This is a genomic window from Micromonospora sp. A3M-1-15, from assembly GCF_024213425.1.
Taxonomy (GTDB): Bacteria; Actinomycetota; Actinomycetes; order Mycobacteriales; family Micromonosporaceae; genus Micromonospora; species Micromonospora chersina.
Window position 1 is genome coordinate 118873 of sequence record NZ_JANAVK010000009.1, and the last position, 16751, is coordinate 135623.

A 16751-nucleotide genomic window follows, 5' to 3' on the forward strand; every position below is an offset into this window, starting at 1 on the left:
GTCAGTCGGCGAGCCGGCCCAGCTCGTCGAGGTGCCGCAGCCCCGGGGTCCGCTGGATCACCTGGGTGAAGCTCACCTTCTCGCTGGCGGCGGTGAGCGCGGCGAGCACCGCCAGCACCCCGGCCCGGCCCAGCGGCCCGGTCCGCGCGGCCAGGCTCACCCCGAGCAGGGCGCCGAGCGCGTTGGCGCCGCTGTCGCCGAGCATGACCCGCTCGTCGAGGTCGTCCCGGACCAGCCCGGCGGCCGCCCCGACCGCGCCCGCCGCGATGCCCCCGTACGGGCCGGTGGCCAGCGGGGCGCCGAGCAGCATGCCGGACTTCAGCGCCCGGCCGGGGCGCAGGTCGAGCAGGTTGACGAGGTTGGCCGTACCGGCCACCACGCCGGCGCCGAGCAGCACGTCCAGCCCGCGGCCGAAGCTGCCGGCGCGCTGCCGGCGGGGGTGCGCGGCGACCCGCTTGTCGGCGGCGAGCAGCGCCGCGGCGCCGAGCCCGGCCGCGCCCACTCCGACGATCTTGACCAGCCCGGCGGTGACCCTGCCCTCGCGCAGCGCGGCCAGGTGCCCGGCGAAGCCCTTGGCGGCCTTCTGGTCGGGGCGCGCGCCGACGATGTCGTCGTAGAGGCCCACGGAACCCGCGCCCACTCCGGCGAGCAGGGCGGCGGCGCCGGCCGGGGCGCTGCCCGCGCCGAGAGCGCCCGCGGTGGCCGCGCCGACCGCGAGGGCCGGGCCGGCGGCCAGGGTGACGGTGCGGCCCCGGTAGTTGGTGCGCTCGAGCGACGGCGCGCTCGGCGAGCTGCGCACCTCCCGCAGCACGTAGCGGGCGGCCAGCGCCCCCGCGCCGACGGCCAGCAGCCGACCCAGTCTCACGCGACCCCTCCGATCCGGATGTCCAGCGCGACGCGGTACGGACCGGACAGACGCCGGCCCAGCGGTCACTGGGGCAGTTTAGGCAGCAGCGCGGCGGCGTTGTCGCCGACGCCGTACTGGCCGGCCTTCTTCTCGGTCAGCTTCTGCACCAGGGCCAGGCTGGTGACCAGCTGCCCCTGCACGGTGTTGGCGTTGTCGACGGTCGAGATGGTCTGGGCGAGCACCGGGTCGCCCCGCACCACGGAGACCACGTTGCCGCCGGCCGAGCCCATGCCGGCCACCACGATGGCGCCGGTCCGGTCGAACTGCTCGGCGATCTTCACCACCGACTCGTCCTTCTCCGCCGAGAACTTGTCGACGTACGGCTGGCCGCTGACCAGCACGACCGCCTCGGCGGCGCCGGAGATCTTGTTCTCGGAGGTGAGGTAGCCGGAGGTGACGTACTGCTGGACCACCGCCCGGCGGTCCGCGTCGGTGACCGCCGCCTGGCCCTGCGGCCGGTCCAGCAGCACGCTGGCGAGCAGCGCGCTGGAGGTCTCCACGCCGTGCCCGTTGCCCGGCAGGCCGGAGGTGGGCACGCTGTTCGGGCGGGCCGCGGTGACGGCCAGCTCCAGCAGGTTGTTGTTGCTGTCCGGGTTGACGAACTTGTCCTGCACGTCGATCCGGCCCGTGACGTTGGCCCCGGCGAGCTGGAGCATCTTCACGACGCCCTCGGTGTGGTCCCGGCCGCTGGGCAGGCTGAGCACCAGCACCCGCCGGCCGCTCAGCTTGCCGGGGAGGACGACCTGCGCCATCTCGGCGGCGAAGTCCTCCTCCATGTCCAGTTCCTTCTGGAGGTTGTTGACCGACTGGCGCATCAGCGAGTTGTCCTTGCTGAGGCCGTTGACCCGCTCCTTGAGCGAGTCGGCCACCGGCCCGTTGAGGGCGGCGGTGCCGACCACAAGGCCGATCGCCAGCGCCAGGAAGACCGCGGTCAGGGACACCACGTGGTAGCGGAAGTTGATCACGCTTGCAGCCTCTTGATCGTCGGGGAGCTAGAAGAGCTGGCCGAGCTGGAACACGAAATTGTCCCACCACTCCGACACCACGCCCAAATACGCCTTGCCGACCGTGGAGACCGCCACCGCGGAGGCCATCGCGGCCACCGCCGAGAGGATGAGCAGCAGCAGCGAGGAGCCGGAGATGCTCTGCCGGTAGAGCCGGCTGACGCCCTTGGCGTCGACCAGCTTGCCGCCCACCTTCAGTCGGGTCAGGAAGGTCGAGGCCATGCCGCCCCGGCCCTTGTCGAGGAACTCCACCAGGGTGGCGTGGGTGCCGACGGCCACCAGCAGCGAGGCGCCCTTCTCGTCGGCCAGCAGCATGGCCAGGTCCTCGCTGGTCGCCGCGGCCGGGAAGGTGATCGCCGGCACGCCGAGGCCGTTGACCCGGGGCAGGCCCGGCGCCCGGCCGTCCGGGTAGGCGTGCACGATCACCTCGGCGCCGCAGCGCAGCACGTCGTCGGTGACCGAGTCCATGTCGCCGATGATCATGTCCGGGGTGTAGCCGGCCTCGACCAGCGCGTCGGCACCGCCGTCCACGCCGATCAGCACCGGCTTGAACTCGCGGATGTAGGGGCGCAGCACGTCCAGGTCGGCCTTGTAGTCGTAGCCGCGGACCACGATGAGGCAGTGCCGGCCCTGGAGCTGGGTCTGGATCTCCGGCACGCCGACGCCGTCGAGCAGCAGGTCGCGCTCCTGCTTGAGGTAGTCCATGGTGTTGGCGGCGAACGCCTCCAACTGCACCGACAGCCCCTCCCGGGCGTCGGCCATCGACTTGGCGACCGTCTCGGCGTCCTGGAGGGCGCCGTGGGCGACCGGCTCCTCGCCGACGAAGACCGTGTTGCCCTCGATGCGCACCACGTCGCCCTCGCGGATCTGCTCGAAGACGCTCTCGCCGAGGTCGTCCAGGAGCGGGATGCCGGCCGAGATGAGCACCTCGGGGCCGAGGTTCGGGTAGCGCCCGGAGACCGACGGCTTCACGTTGAGCACGGCCGCGACACCGACAGCGACCAGCGAGTCGGCCGCCACCCGGTCCAGGTCGACGTGGTCGATCACCGCGATGTCCCCCGGGCGCAGGCGGCCGACCAGGCGTTTCGTCCGGCGGTCGAGGCGCGCGGTGCCGAGGATCGAGCCCGGTTCCGCGTTCCGGGTCCGGCGCAACGTGGGTAGACGCATCGTGACCATCCTGGCATGTGAGGCAGGGTTTGCTGTCGCGACATGCCTGAGCAGGGCCGCCTACCCAGGGAAGCACACCGGAGCGCACGCCGGTGTGCTTGCGCTCACAATCTCGGGATCACGGACGCCTTTCCTTGGCCGCCACGGCCAGGAGTTCCTCGGCATGGGCGATACCCAGATCCGAGTCCGGCAAACCGGCGAGCATCCGGGCCAGCTCCCGGGCCCGCTCAGTGTCCTCCACCACCCGCACGCCGCTGGTGGTGACCGCTCCCCCGGTGTCCTTCGCCACCACGAGGTGCCGGTCGGCGAACGCCGCGACCTGGGGCAGGTGGGTGACCACGAGCACCTGGTGGCTGCGGGCCAACCGGGCCAGCCGCCGGCCGATCTCCACGGCGGCCTGCCCGCCGACGCCGGCGTCGACCTCGTCGAAGACCAGGGTGGGCGGGCCGCCGGAACCGGCGAACACCACCTCGATGGCGAGCATCACCCGGGACAGCTCGCCGCCGGAGGCGCCCCGCTGCAACGGCAGCGCCGGCGCGCCCGGGTGGGCGAGCAGCCGCAGCTCCACCTCGTCGGCCCCGTCCGGCCCCACGCCGGCCTCGACCCCGTTGACCGGCAGGCTCGGCTCCGACCGGCCGACCGGCCGGGGCAGCACGGCCACCTCGATCCGGGCGTGCGGCATGGCCAGCCCGGCCAGCTCGACGGTGACCTGCTCGGCGAAGCGGACCGCGGCCTCCTGCCGGGAGGTGGAGACCCGGCCGGCCAGGTCGGCCACCTCGCCGGCGAGCCGGGCCGCCTCCTTGTCCAGCTCGTCCAGCAGCTCGTCGGAGGTGTCCAGGTCGGACAGCCGGGTGCGGGCCCGTTCGGCCCAGGCGATCACGCCGTCGACGTCGTCGGCGTACTTCCGGGTGAGCCCGCGCAGCGCCGCCCGGCGCTCGTAGACGGTCTGGAGGCGGGCCGGGTCGGCGTCGAGCGCGGCGAGGTAGCTCGACAGCTCGGCGGAGACGTCGGTGACCAGCGTGGCCGCCTCCTCCAGCCGGGCGGCCAGCTCGCCGAGGGCGGGGTCGGTGCCGGCCTGCGCCTCCAGCGTGCGCCGGGCGGTGCCGAGCAGCGCCGTGGCGTCGGGGGTGTCGTCGGCCGCCTCCACGCCGCCGGCCACGCACTGCTGGGCCACCTGGGCCGCGGTGCGCAGCCCCTCGGCGTGCTCCAGGCGCTGCGCCTCCGCCTTCAGCTCGTCGTCCTCGCCGGGCTGCGGGTCGACCCGGGTGATCTCGTCGAGGCCGAGCCGGAGCAGGTCGGCCTCCTGGTTGCGCTCACGGGCGTTGCGCCGCCGGTCGGCCAGGTCGTCGACCACCGCCCGCCACCGGGTGTACGCCTCGCGCAGCGCGTCGAGCAGCTTCTCGTGCTCCGGGCCGGCGAACCGGTCGAGCGCGGCCCGCTGCTCGGCCGGGCGCAGCAGGCGCAGCTGGTCGGACTGGCCGTGCACGGCCACCACCTGCTCGCCGACCTCGCCCAGCATCGACACCGGCATGCTGCGGCCGCCCAGGTGCGCCCGGGACCGGCCCTCGACGGTGACCGTGCGGCTCAGCAGCAGCGAGCCGTCCTCGTCGGGCTCGCCGCCCGCGTCGGTGATCCGGGCGTGCACCGTCTCGGCCACCCGGCCGAGCAGGCGCAGCCGGCCCTCCACCACCGCGCGGCCCGGCTGGGCGCGGACCCGGCCCGCGTCGGCCCGACCGCCGAAGAGCAGGCCGAGGCCGGTCACCACCATGGTCTTGCCCGCACCGGTCTCGCCGGTGATGACGTTCATCCCGCCGGTCAGCGGCAGCGTGGTGTCCTCGATGACGCCCAGTCCGGTGATGCGCAGCTCTTCCAGCACAGCACCCGACAGTAGACGCGTCCTCCGACACTTGACCAGCCGGCGCGGGGCAGCCGGTGGGGTCGTACAGTTCTGCCCCGTGCTGGACGTGATCGGCCTGACCCCGGACGAGGAGCGGCTCTACCGCTGCCTGGTGCAGCTCACGACCGCCCGGGTCGGGGAGCTGGCCGAGCGGCTGGGCCGCCCGCGCGCGGACATCCTGGCCCAGCTCGACACCCTGCGCGGCAAGGGACTCGTCCCGCCGGTCGGGCCGGATCCCGACGCGCCGCTGCGGCCGCTGGCGCCCGACGTCCCGCTGGGCGAGGCGCTGCTGCGCCGCCAGGAGGCCCTGGAGTCGGCCCGCGCGGCGGTCACCCAGCTCACCGAGGAGTACCGGGCCGGGATGCGCCGGCACGACGCCGCGCACCTGGTCGAGGTGGTCACCGGCGCCCGGGCGCTCCGCGAGCGCCTCCGCGACCTGCAGAACGGCGCCCGGTCGGAGGTGCTGTGGTTCTGCCGGGCCAACCCCCTGGCCATGGCGGGCCAGGAGAACGTCGAGGAGTTCGACGCGCTGGCCCGCGGGGTCCGCTACCGGGCCATCTACGAGCGCGAGATGCTCCTCGAACCGGGCGCGCTCGCCGACGTCGAGCAGGGCGTACGCGCCGGCGAGCAGGCACGCGTCCTGGACCGGCTGCCCGTCCGTCTGGCCATCGTGGACGGCCGGACGGCGGTCTGTCCGCTGGTGTCGGAGCGGGGCAGCGGCGAACCGACGGCCGCCGTGATCGGCCGCAGCCAGCTGCTGGACGCGCTGCTCGCCCTCTTCGAGAGCCACTGGCTCATGGCGACGCCGGTGAGTTCGTCCGCCGCGCCGATCGAGGACCGGGCGGGCGGAGGTTACCGGCCGGACGCCGAGGAGATCCGGCTGCTGTCGCTCTTCGTGGCCGGGGTGCCGGACAAGTCCATCGCCTCGCAGCTCGGCGTGAGCCGCCGCACGGTGCAGCGGCGTCTCGCCGACCTGATGACCGTGGCCGGGGTCGACACCCGGCCGGGTCTGGCCTACCAGGCCGCCCGCCGCGGCTGGCTCTGACCCGCCCGGCACCCCCGCCACCGGCCGCGCCGCCGCCGGCCCCGCCTCCCGAGTGCGGTGCCGGCGGCAGCGACGGCCGCGGCGCCGTCCGGGGTGCCCACCGCCGTAGAAGGCGGGCGCCCCGGACGGACGGGAGTGACGTCCGCGCGGGCGAGGGGAGGTCCGTCCCGCGCGGACGTCGGCTCAGCGCAGGCCGTACGCGTCGAGCACGGTCTGGTCGACGCTGTTGCCGGACCGGTCACCGGCGTGCACCCGCAGCGACACCGTGCCGCGCCCGGCCGGCACCGTCGCGGTGAACCGGGCGCCCGAACCGCGCACCGGCACGGTCCGCCAGGTGTGGCCGCCGTCGAACGACACCTCGACCCGCACCCCGACACCGGTCGGCGCCGGTACGCCGGCGGGCTGGCGCAGGGTCAGCCCCACCTGGTGCGGCCGGCCGCCCGGCACCTCGCCCCGCAGGTCCGCGGGGACCTGGTAGTCGACCTGCAGCAGCGACAGCGGCTGGGCCGCGTCACCGTCCGGGCGGGCCGAGGTGAACTGCCAGGCCGTCTCGGTACGCGTGGCCCACCGCCACTCCTCCGAGGCACGCTGGGTGGTGACGTCCAGCCGGTACCGGGCCGCGCCCGAGGTGGTCGGCACCGGCGCCCAGCCCCCGGAGAGGTCGGCGATCTGCTGCCCGTCCCGGCTCAGCCGGCGCTCGACGGTGTCCTGCTCCTCGCCCCAGCCGGCCGAGGCGTAGTGGCCGTCCGCGTCGACGAACTCGGCCACCGGCAGGTTCAGGGTGTCGCCGGTACGCGTGGGCACCTGCGCTCCGGCGCCCGCCGGCACGGCCGGCCGGACCACCGGGGCGTGCCAGGTCTCGGTGACCCGGTCGTCGACGCCGTACTGCCGGGGCTGCTGGGTGAGCCCGCCGAGCAGCGGCCCCCAGGACCAGGTGAGCCGGTGCAGCACCCGCTGCTGCCACCAGTTGTCCCCGGCGCTGACGAACTCCTGCCGGGTGGTGCCGGTACGCACCATGCGCTGGTCGTCGTTCCAGGAGTACTCCTGCCACGGGCGCCAGCCGAACCGCTGCTCAGTGGCCCAGTCGGACCCGCCGGTGTCGGCGTAGCGGGTGGTCACCTCGGCGGTGTTGTCCGCCGTCACGCGGTGCACGATCCGCTCCGGGACGCGACCCTTCGACACCTGCCACACGTCGTACAGGTAGGGGCTGTCCACGGTCAGCGTCACGTCCAGGGTGGCGCGGCCGCGCTTCGCCGCCGCGATCATCGGCTGCCCGTCGTCGTACGCGACCACCAGCGACGGGATCGGCAACCGGTCCCCGTCCGGGCGCCAGACCGTCCACGCGCTGCGGTCCGCCGGGCGGACGATGAGCACCATGGCGGCGCCGGCCGCCGCGGCGTCGGCGATCTGGTCCTCCTCGGCACGGTCGTAGCTGCCGGCCACCAGCGCGGCCGCACCCCGGACCCCGGCCTTGGCCAGCTCGGCGGCGGTGCCGTCGCCCGCCCAGACCAGCGGGAGCTTCCGCCGGCCCGCCGGAGCCGGCGACTGGCCCAGCAGGTTGATGTCCAGCGGACCGGAGACGTCACTGACCTGGGCGGCCACCATGGGCGCGACCAGCTGCCAGCGGGAGGCGAACTCGAACTCGCCCCGGCTCACCGGCCGCGTCGGGGTGACGTTGACCTGCTGGGTCGTGCTGAAGTTCATGACGCCGTGGTCGACCTGCCGCCCGTTGCCGAAGACCCGGTGCTCGTAGAAGCTGAGGGCCGCCCGCTGCTCGGACGGCTTCGGCGTCTCGATCCGCACCGGAGTGCCCTTGCGCGGGTCGAGCACCACGGTGAGGTCGCGATCCACCATGAGCTCGGGGTCGGTGACCAGGGTGATCTGCTCGTCCAGCGGGGCGCCGTGCTCGATCAGGCCCTCCAACAGGTACGGGCCCTCCTCGACCTGCACCTGCACGTCGCCGGGGATCCAGCCGAGGTGGTCCGACTCGGGGTGCTCGCCGAAGAGGGTGAACACCGACGCCAGGCCGGGCTGTCCGGCCATGTCCAGCGCGCGCAGGGTGACGGTGTGGATCGGGCCGCTGAGGGTGAGCCCGACGGCCGTACGCACCGCGAGACCGTCCGCGCCGGTGGCCACCAGCCAGCCCCCGTGCACTCCCCGGTCCAGCTTCGCCGGGTCGGCGTGCAGCGGGACGGCCACGCTGCCGCCGGCCGGCACGGTCACCTCCGTGCCGTCGAGCGACACCCCGTCCGGCTCGGCGGCGCCGCTGTCCAGGTTGCGCAGCTCGAGGGCCAGCCGCAGGGTCTGCGGGGAGGACGTGCCGTTGGTGTACGTCACGGTCCGCTCCGCCACCGCACCGCCGGTGTTCACCCGGCCGAAGTCGGCGGTGGCCGAGCCGTACACCCGCTGGCTCAGCGCGCGGGCCACGTCGACCCGGCCGCCGCCCTGCTCGAAGACGGTCAGCGCGGGGTTCGCCTTCGTCGTGCTGACCAACGCGTCCTTGAGCTTCCCGGCGGTCCAGTCCGGGTGCTCCTGAGCGAGGATCGCCGCGGCGCCGGCCACGTGCGGGGTCGCCATCGACGTCCCGGACGCCCGCGTGTACGCCTCGTCCACCGGCGTACCCATGGTGGTGCCTTCGGCGCGGGCCGCGGCGATGCCGACGCCCGGCGCGGTGATCTCCGGCTTCAGGCCGTTGTCGCCGATCCGGGGGCCGCGGCTGGAGAAGTCGGCCAGGTTGTCGTCGCGGTCCACCGCCCCGACGGTGAGGGCGGCGCCGGCCGCGCCCGGCGTCCCGACGGTACCGGCGGCGCCACTGTTGCCGGCGGCGATCACGAAGAGCGTGCCGGTCTCGGCGGTGAGGTCGTTGACCGCCTGGCTCATCGGGTCGGTGCCGTCGGTGGCCGGGCCGCCGAGGCTCATGCTGACCACCTTCGCGCCGGAGTGGCTGGCCCACTCCATGCCCGCGATGATGGACGAGTCGTAGCCGCGGCCGCTGTCGTCCAGCACCTTGCCGACCAGCAGCTGCGCGCCGGGCGCGACGCCCTTGCGCAGCCCGTCGGACGCGGCGCCGCTGCCGGCGATGGTGGACGCCACGTGGGTGCCGTGGCCGTGGCCGTCCCGGGCGCTGCCGCTGCCGGTGAAGTCCTGCGCCTCGGCGATCCGACCGGCCAGGTCGGGGTGGCCCGCGTCGACGCCGGTGTCGAGCACCGCCACCCGGACGCCCGTGCCGTCCCGACCGGCCGCCCAGGCCGCCGGGGCGCCGATCTGCGGCACGCTGTGCTCCAGATCCGCGTGGACCCGCCCGTCCAGCCAGACGCGGGCGATGCCGGCGCCGAGCCGGGGCGCGCCACCGGTGGTCCGGGCCTCCGACGTGCCCCGCAGCGTGGTCCACAGGCCGCCGAGGTCGCCCTTGCCGACCCGCAGCGCCGCACCGTTGATGCTCTCCAGCGGCCGGGCGGCGGTGGCGCCGGCGAGCGGCCGGACCCGGCCGGCGGCGGGCTGCTGGTAGCGGACGATCAGCGGCAACGCGCCCTGCGCGGCGTCGCCGTACCCGTCCGCGACCAGTTCCTGCACGTCGAACAGGTCGGCGTCGAGCACCCCGGCGGAGACGTACGGCACGACATCGCTGGGCAGCACCCGCAGCCCGCCGTCGACCTCCAGGGTGTGGAAGGTGACCCGCTCCCGGCCGGGTCCGGGACGGACCGTGGCGGCGACCCGGCCCGGCGCGGCCGGGGCGAGGTCGACCTGGTCGCCCGTGATCAAGGTGATGCGGACGGGTGCGGCGGCCGGGGCGGGGGTGGCCGGGCTCGGGCCGGTGGGCGGGGCGGGCGGGTCGGCGGACGCCGGTACGGCGAGTCCGACCACCAGCGCGCCGACCGCGCCGGCGGCGAGCCAGCGTGGGGACCGGTGCATGCGATGCGCTCCTCTACTCGGGTGGCCGGCCTCGGGGGGGATTGAGGCCGGCCGACCGGAGTCTGCGACGGAGATCATCGGTCGGTCACTAGGTACGCCGCGCCGCACCGGCGACATGTCGCCAGGTGGACACGGGTCGACCGCGGTCGGACCACCAGGTGTCGGGCGGATTGCCGGGGAGCGGGGGCATGAAAGGGGGGCGCGGGCTGGCGCGGTCGATGGCCGGGGTGCCGGAACGAGTGCGTCGCCGCCCGGTTCGTGAGCCGCCGTTTCCTCCGACGGCGGCTCGTCGATCCGGTCGACCCGACCGGGGTCGAAACCCGGCCGGGCGCGGCTCGCCGTCCGCCCGCCGCGGCCGGCCGCGACTCCTCCGACACCCCGACCGTCGTGGACCCGACCACCCCCTGGTCAGGGCCACGACCGTCGGACCGCGCGGTCCGGGCAGGCACGGCCTCGCCGCCCCGCCCGGACTCCACCTCGACGCAGTCCGGACGCCCCGAGCGCCGTCCCGGAGGACGGCGTTGCCGGCCCCGACGAACCCCGCCCCGCCGTGAAGGCGGAACCACCCGCCGAGCGGTGCCGGCGGGCTACGCCGGGACCGGCGCGGCGTGCCGTCGTCGGGGGAGGTTCCTACCGTAACCCGCCCGCGGCCCCACCCGGGTACGCCGAACGGGCCGATGACCGGCCCGACGGGTCGTCGCTGAGCCGCCGGTCAGCGACGGCTGCCGCGCCAGCCCTGCACGGGCAGGTCGAACTTGGCGACGAGGCGGTCGGTGAACGGCCGCTCGCGGAGCCGCACGATGCGCACCGGCAGCGCGCCCCGGCGCACGGTGACCCGGGCGCCCGGGGGCAGGTCGTAGACCCGCCGGCCGTCGCAGCAGAGCACCGCCAGGGTGGTGAACGGGTCCACGGTGATCGCGAAGGTGGACGTCGGCGCGGTGACGAGGGGGCGGCTGAACAGCGCGTGCGCGCTGATCGGCACCAGCAGCAGCGCCTCCACCTCGGGCCAGACCACCGGCCCGCCGCCGGAGAACGCGTACGCCGTGGAGCCGGTGGGGGTCGCGCAGACCACGCCGTCGCAGCCGTAGCGGGACAGCGGCCGGCCGTCGACGTCGACGAGCAGCTCCAGCATCTGGGCCCGCTCGCCCTTCTCCACGCTGATCTCGTTCAACGCCCACGACTCGATGGTCGGGCCGCCCTCGAACTCGGCGGTGACGTCGAGGGTGAGCCGCTCGTCCACGGTGTAGTTGCGCCCGACCACGTCGCGCACCGCGCTGTCCAGGTCGTCGATCTCCGCCTCGGCGAGGAAGCCCACCTTGCCGAGGTTGATCCCGAGCAGCGGCGCCTTGGCCGGGCGGGCCAGCTCGGCGGCGCGCAGGAAGGTGCCGTCCCCGCCCAGCGCGAAGACGATCTCCGCGCCCTCGGCGGCCTCCGGGCCGGTCACCGGCACCACACCGGGCAGGTCCAGGTCGTCGGCCTCCTCGGCGACCACCCGCACCTCGAAGCCGGCCGCGATGAGGTCGGCCGCCACCGCGCGGGCGTGCTCGGTGCTGCGCCGACGGCCCGTGTGCGTCACCAGCAGAGCGGTCCGGCTCACCCGGACACCTCCTCAGTCGTGCCCTCCGGCCCGGCGGCCGGAAATCCCTCCGGGCCGGCGGCCACCACCGCGCGCACCCGGTCGGGGTCCGCGGCGGCCGCGTCCCGGCGTAACCATACGAAGAACTCCACGTTGCCGCTCGGCCCGGGCAGCGGGCTGGCGGCCACGCCGGCCAGGCCCAGCCCGAGCCCCGCCGCCGCGGCGGCCACGTCGAGCACGGCCTCGGCGCGCAGCTCGGGGTCGCGGACCACCCCGCCCGCGCCGACCCGCTCCTTGCCGACCTCGAACTGCGGCTTGACCATGAGCGCCAGGTCGCCGTCGGGCCGCGTGCACCCGGCCAGCGCGGGCAGCACCAGCCGCAGCGAGATGAACGACAGGTCGGCCACCGTCAGGTCGACCGGCCCGCCGATCGCCTCCGGCGTGAGGGTACGCACGTTGGTGCGCTCGAAGACGTGCACGCGGTCGTCGTTGCGCAGCGACCAGGCGAGCTGCCCGTAGCCGACGTCGACCGCCACCACCTCGGCGGCGTCGGCGCGCAGCAGCACGTCGGTGAAGCCGCCGGTGGAGGCGCCCGCGTCCAGGCAGCGCCGGCCGGCCACGGTCAGCCCGCCGGGGGTGAACGCGGCGAGCGCGCCGGCCAGCTTGTGGCCGCCCCGGGAGACGTACTCCGCGGCGAGGTCCTCGCCGGTCACCAGCAGCGGGTCGGCCGGGTCGACCATCGCGGCGGCCTTGCGGGCCGGCACCCCGCGCAGCTGGACGCGACCGGCCTCCACCAGCGCGGCGGCCTGCTCACGGGAGCGGGCCAGGCCACGGCGGACGAGTTCGGCATCCAGCCGGGTACGACGTGCCATCGGTGGTTGTTCTCCGCCTCGGGTCAGGCCTGGTCGATGCTGGCCAGGGTCTCGCGCAGCGTCTCGTACGCCGCCTCGTACTGGGCGATCTGGTCCGCCGGCGACAGCGCCTCGGCGTTGATCATGGCTTGCACGGCGGCGTCCACCGCGGGGTGCCGCGCCTCGCCGACCTCCTCGACCGGCGCCGGCCGGACGCCCGGGGGCGGGCCGGGCCGGGGACCGGCCGGCGGCGGCCCGGGGCGTGGACCGGGCGGCGGGCCCGGGCGGAACGGCGCGGTCACGAGCCCGTACCGCCGGAATCCTTGCGGCCGGCGGCCTTCTTGACCGGCCGGGTCGGGCTGGCCGGCGACTCCTCGGCGGGGGTCCGGGCGACCGTGGCGGCCGGCTTCTTCGCGATGGCCTTCTTCGCCACGGCCTTCTTCGCGATCGCCTTGGTCCGCGCGGGCACGGGGGGCGCCGACACCGGCGCCTCGGCGGCCGGTGTGGTCGGCCGCTCGGCGGCCGGCTCCCCCGACGGCTTCACCTCGCCGGCACCCGCGGTCTCGGCGGCCGGCGTGGTCGGCCGCTCGGCGGCCGGCTCCCCCGACGGCGTCACCTCGCCGGCCCCCGCGGTCTCGGCGGCCGGGCCGAAGCCGTCCGCCGCACGCGGGGCGGCGGCCCCCGGGGCGGCGGTCTCCGGGGTGCCGGCTTTCGGCGCGCCGGTGGCCTTGGCCTCGTGCAGCTGCTTCTCCAGGTCGTGCACCCGGCGGGTCAGCTCGGCGACCTCGTCGGCGGTGGCCAGCCCGACCGCGCCCAGTGCGCGGTCCACCTCGAAGCGGACCAGCTTGGTCAGCGCCTCCCGGTTCGCCAGGCCGGTGGAGACCAGCTCCTCGGCGAGCGACTGGAGCTGGGCGGCGGTCGCGCCGCCCTGGCCGACCGCGCGCTTCACGGCGTCCTGGGCCTTCTTCCGGGGCGCCTCCGTCAGGCCCATGGCCAGCTCGAGGTAGGCGCGCCACGCGTCCTGCATGCCTGAGTCCTTCCGCGGGGCGGGGTGTGCAGGTGTCACGCTACCGGGCGCCCCGGACGTCCCATTGGGGTACGGTGCCGGGAACGGCGTGGCGCGTGGTGAGGAGACGATGTGGCCAGCGTGGACGAGTGCCGGCAGGCGTTGCGGGATCTGGCCACCCGGCTGGACCGGCACGCCGACGTGCAGGGCCGGATCGACCTCGACCGCAGCCTGGCCTGCCGCGTCACCGACCTGGACACGGCGTTCCACGGGCGCCTCGAGGGTGGCCGGCTGGTCGACCTGGCCGACGGCGACGACCCGAAGGCGAAGATCGCGCTGAGCGCCAGCAGCGACGACCTGGTCGCCCTGGTGCACGGTCAGCTCGACATCATGAAGGCCGTGGGCGCCCGGCGGGTGTCCATCAAGGCCAACCCGTTCGACCTCATGAAGCTGCGCAAGCTGCTCTGACCGGGAAGGTCAGTCCGCCAGGCCGAGCGCGGCCAGGGCCTCCCCCGCCGCCTCGGACGCCGGCCGCACCCGCGGGCCGGTCCCCGTCGACCAGGCCACCGCGCAGAGCGCCGCGAGGGCGTCCAGCGGGCGCCCCGCGCCGTCGAGGGCGAGCCCCACGTCGGTCACGGTCGCCGACCAGCCGCCGGCGTCCGCCGCACCCGGCACCCGCACCACGGCCGCCGGGTCGAAGAGCCCGGCAAGGTCGAAGGAGACGTACGCGGGCCGGCGCGCCTCGGGCGCGGCCAACAGCTCGGCCACGTCGCTGACCCCGGTGAGCACCAGCAGGCTGTCCAGGCCGGCCCGGCGGGCGCCCTCGATGTCGGTGTCCAGCCGGTCGCCGACCACCAGGGTCCGCCCCTTGCCGGCCCGTCGGGCCGCGGTGGCGAACAGCGCCGGCTCCGGCTTGCCCACCACCACGTCGGGGTCCCGCCCCAGCGCCGTGCGCAGCACCGCCACCAGCGACCCGTTGCCGGGCAGCGGGCCGCGCGGGCTGGGCAGGGTGCGGTCGGTGTTCGTGGCGTACCAGGGCGCGCCCGCCCGGACCGCCAGCGACGCCTCGGCCAGGTCGGACCAGCCGACCTGCGGGCCGTATCCCTGGGCCACGGCGGCGGGCTCCTCGTCCACCGTCGAGACCGGGCGCAGGCCCACGGCGCGCAGCTCCGCGCGCAGCGCCTCCGCCCCGACCACCAGCACCGGGGCGCCTGCGGGCAGCCGGTCGCGCAGCAGCTCGGCCGTGGCGGCCGCGGAGGTGAGCACCTCTTCGGGCCCGGCCGGCACGCCCATGCCGGTGAGCAGGTCGGCCACCTCGCTGGAACGGCGCGAGGCGTTGTTCGTCGCGTAGGCGACCGCCCGGCCCTCCGCGTGCAGCCGGCCCACCGCCTCGACCGCGCCGGGGATCGGCCGGTCGATCAGGTAGATCACCCCGTCCAGGTCGAAGACGACCAGGGCGTACCCGTCGACCAGCCGGCCGCCCGTTCCGGCCCGGTCGCGTTCCCCGCGATCCGGACCGGAACCCGCGTCCCCGGCGCTCCCGGTCACCGGCGCTCCGGCGCCTCGTCGCCCGTCGCGTTGCCGCCCGAGGCGTCCGGGCCGGCGGCATCGACCGCGGCGGCACGGGTGTCGGCGGCGAGCGACCGCGCCTCCGCGTCGGTCAGCTCGTCGTCACCCAGGTCCGCCGCGTCCCGGTCCCGGTACCCGGCGTCCTCGCCGGCCGGCACCGCGTCGGTGGAGTCGGCCGCGACGGCGTCCGCCACGTCGGCGTCGGCCCGCAGCCGGGCGTCCCCGTCGAGGTCGTCGTCCTCGTCGCGCCGGTCGTCGTCCTCGTCCGCGTCGCCGTCGACGTCATCGTCGTCGTCATCGTCGTCGAGGTCGTCGTCGTCATCGTCGTCGAGGTCGTCGTCGTCATCGTCGTCGAGGTCGTCGTCCTCGTCGTCGTCATCGTCGTCGAGGTCGTCGTCCTCGTCGTCGTCATCGTCCTCGAGGTCGTCGTCCTCGTCGTCGAGGTCGTCGTCCTCGTCGTCGTAGCCGTCGCCCTCGTCGTCGTCCTCGTCGTCGTCGTCGCGGTCGCCGGCGTCGCCGGTCAGGTCGGCGTCGGGACGGGCCGGCACGGCGCCCGGGGTGCCTGGACCAGCGGCGAACTCCTCGTCCACCTCGTCGTCACCCTCGATGACGACCCCGTCCAGCTCCAACAGCCGCTCGGCGGCGTCGGTCTCGCCCTCGGCGTCCATGTCGGCGGCCCGGGAGAACCACTCACGCGCCTCCTCGCGCCGACCCACCGACAGCAGCGCGTCCGCGTACGCGTAACGCAGCCGCGCAGCCCACGGCTCGGTCGACTCGGCGGTCAGCTCGGGCACCTGGAGCATGGCCACGGCCGCGTCCTTCTGCCCGAGGTCGCCCCGCGCCCCGGCGGCCACGATCAGCAGCTCGATGGCGACACCCTGGTCGAGCTTGTCCCGGTCCGCTCCGCGGAACAGGTCGATGGCCCGCTCCGGACGGCCCAGCGCCCGCTCGCAGTCGGCCAGCACCGCCAGGTGGCTCTGCAGCCCGGTCATCCGGTGGTAGGTGCGCAGCTCGGCGATGGCCGTCTGCCACTCCCCCGCGTGGTACGCGGCCAGCCCGACCGCCTCCCGCACCGCGGCGATGCGCGAGGCGAGCCGGCGGGCCGCCATGGCGTGCGCCAGCGCCTCGGCCGGGGCGTCGTCGATCAGCAGCCCGGTCGCGACCAGGTGCCGGGCGACGGTCTCCGCCACCGGCTTGGCCAGCGACAGCAGCTCCGCCCGGACGGTCGAGTCGAGGTCGGTGGCGACCACCTCGTCCGGCAACGCCGGCGCCTCACCCGTACGCCCCTCGGCGCGCTCGTCCCGCCGCTCGCGGTACGCGGGGCCCTGGCCACGGTCGTCCCGGTCGTAGCCCCGGCGCTCACCGTCGCGCTCGGTACGCTCCCGACCACCGCGGAAGCCACCCTCGCGCTCCTCACGGCGGAAGCCGCCGGGCCGCTCGTCGCGACGGAAACCCTCGCGACGCTCGCCGCCGGGGCCACCTTCACGACGCTCGCCGCCACGGAAGCCGCCCTCGCGGCGCTCACCGCCGGGGCCACCTTCACGACGCTCGCCGCCACGGAAGCCGCCCTCACGACGCTCGCCGCCACGGAAGCCGCCCTCGCGGCGCTCACCGCCACGGAAGCCGCCCTCACGGTCGCCACCGCGGAAACCGCCCTCGCGGCGCTCACCGCCGCGGAAGCCGCCGCCCTCACGGTCGCCACCGCGGAAACCGCCCTCGCGGCGCTCGCCCCCACGGAAGCCGCCCTCACGGTCGCCACCGCGGAAACCGCCCTCGCGGCGCTCGCCCCCACGGAAGCCGCCCTCACGGTCGCCACC

General features: G+C 75.8%; 13 protein-coding genes and 1 pseudogene. 3 read left to right on the forward strand and 11 right to left on the reverse strand.

Annotated features, from left to right (window positions below; all coding sequences use genetic code 11):
* Position 1 precedes the first annotated feature (1 nt).
* From NLX85_RS32190 to recN, 4 genes are all read right to left on the reverse strand, one after another.
* The gene (locus NLX85_RS32190; protein WP_254341569.1) at positions 2-865 is read right to left on the reverse strand and encodes a hypothetical protein; all 864 of its coding nucleotides are present in this window, start codon (positions 863-865) and stop codon (positions 2-4) included.
* Positions 866-930: 65 nt separating this feature from the next.
* Complete coding sequence (locus NLX85_RS32195; RefSeq protein ID WP_254341571.1) at positions 931-1872, reverse strand: copper transporter; 942 nt, start codon at positions 1870-1872, stop codon at positions 931-933.
* A gap of 27 nt (positions 1873-1899) precedes the next feature.
* Complete coding sequence (gene steA / locus NLX85_RS32200) at positions 1900-3078, reverse strand: putative cytokinetic ring protein SteA (RefSeq protein WP_148431960.1); 1179 nt, start codon at positions 3076-3078, stop codon at positions 1900-1902.
* 118 nt (positions 3079-3196) lie between these two features.
* The gene (gene recN, locus NLX85_RS32205) at positions 3197-4954 is read right to left on the reverse strand and encodes a DNA repair protein RecN (RefSeq protein WP_254341573.1); all 1758 of its coding nucleotides are present in this window, start codon (positions 4952-4954) and stop codon (positions 3197-3199) included.
* A gap of 79 nt (positions 4955-5033) precedes the next feature.
* On the opposite strand from recN, the gene NLX85_RS32210 reads away from it, so the two are divergent.
* Complete coding sequence (locus tag NLX85_RS32210; protein ID WP_254341575.1) at positions 5034-6020, forward strand: helix-turn-helix domain-containing protein; 987 nt, start codon at positions 5034-5036, stop codon at positions 6018-6020.
* 183 nt (positions 6021-6203) lie between these two features.
* Here NLX85_RS32210 and NLX85_RS32215 read toward each other — a convergent pair whose 3' ends face one another.
* The 5 genes from NLX85_RS32215 to NLX85_RS32235 form a co-directional block, all read right to left on the reverse strand.
* A complete protein-coding gene (locus tag NLX85_RS32215; RefSeq protein WP_254341577.1) occupies positions 6204-9932 on the reverse strand; it encodes a S8 family serine peptidase in 3729 nt (1242 codons plus the stop codon).
* Between the two features lie 712 nt (positions 9933-10644).
* On the reverse strand, positions 10645-11529 hold the full coding sequence (locus NLX85_RS32220; RefSeq protein WP_091309519.1) for an NAD kinase: 885 nt from the start codon (positions 11527-11529) through the stop codon (positions 10645-10647).
* On the reverse strand, positions 11526-12380 hold the full coding sequence (locus NLX85_RS32225) for a TlyA family RNA methyltransferase (RefSeq protein ID WP_254341579.1): 855 nt from the start codon (positions 12378-12380) through the stop codon (positions 11526-11528). Before NLX85_RS32225 ends, NLX85_RS32220 begins: the two co-directional genes overlap by 4 nt.
* A gap of 23 nt (positions 12381-12403) precedes the next feature.
* A complete protein-coding gene (locus NLX85_RS32230; RefSeq protein ID WP_091309526.1) occupies positions 12404-12661 on the reverse strand; it encodes a hypothetical protein in 258 nt (85 codons plus the stop codon).
* Positions 12658-13386 carry a phasin family protein gene (locus tag NLX85_RS32235; protein ID WP_254341581.1) on the reverse strand — a complete coding sequence of 243 codons (729 nt, stop codon included), beginning with the start codon at positions 13384-13386 and terminating at the stop codon, positions 12658-12660. Before NLX85_RS32235 ends, NLX85_RS32230 begins: the two co-directional genes overlap by 4 nt.
* Before the next feature lie 111 nt (positions 13387-13497).
* Here NLX85_RS32235 and NLX85_RS32240 point away from each other — a divergent pair, with 111 nt between their 5' ends.
* Positions 13498-13833, forward strand: a complete 336-nt coding sequence (locus NLX85_RS32240) for an SCP2 sterol-binding domain-containing protein (RefSeq protein ID WP_254341583.1) — start codon at positions 13498-13500, stop codon at positions 13831-13833.
* A gap of 9 nt (positions 13834-13842) precedes the next feature.
* Here NLX85_RS32240 and NLX85_RS32245 read toward each other — a convergent pair whose 3' ends face one another.
* Both NLX85_RS32245 and NLX85_RS32250 read right to left on the reverse strand, forming a co-directional pair.
* Complete coding sequence (locus NLX85_RS32245) at positions 13843-14838, reverse strand: HAD-IIA family hydrolase (protein WP_254341594.1); 996 nt, start codon at positions 14836-14838, stop codon at positions 13843-13845.
* 616 nt (positions 14839-15454) lie between these two features.
* Positions 15455-16124: pseudogene (locus tag NLX85_RS32250) on the reverse strand (tetratricopeptide repeat protein); the annotation flags it as partial.
* On the opposite strand from NLX85_RS32250, the gene NLX85_RS32255 reads away from it, so the two are divergent.
* Positions 16101-16751 (forward strand): hypothetical protein (locus tag NLX85_RS32255; RefSeq protein WP_254341585.1); only part of this gene is annotated, 651 nt, incomplete at its 3' end. The pseudogene NLX85_RS32250 and the gene NLX85_RS32255 sit on opposite strands and share 24 nt — an antisense overlap.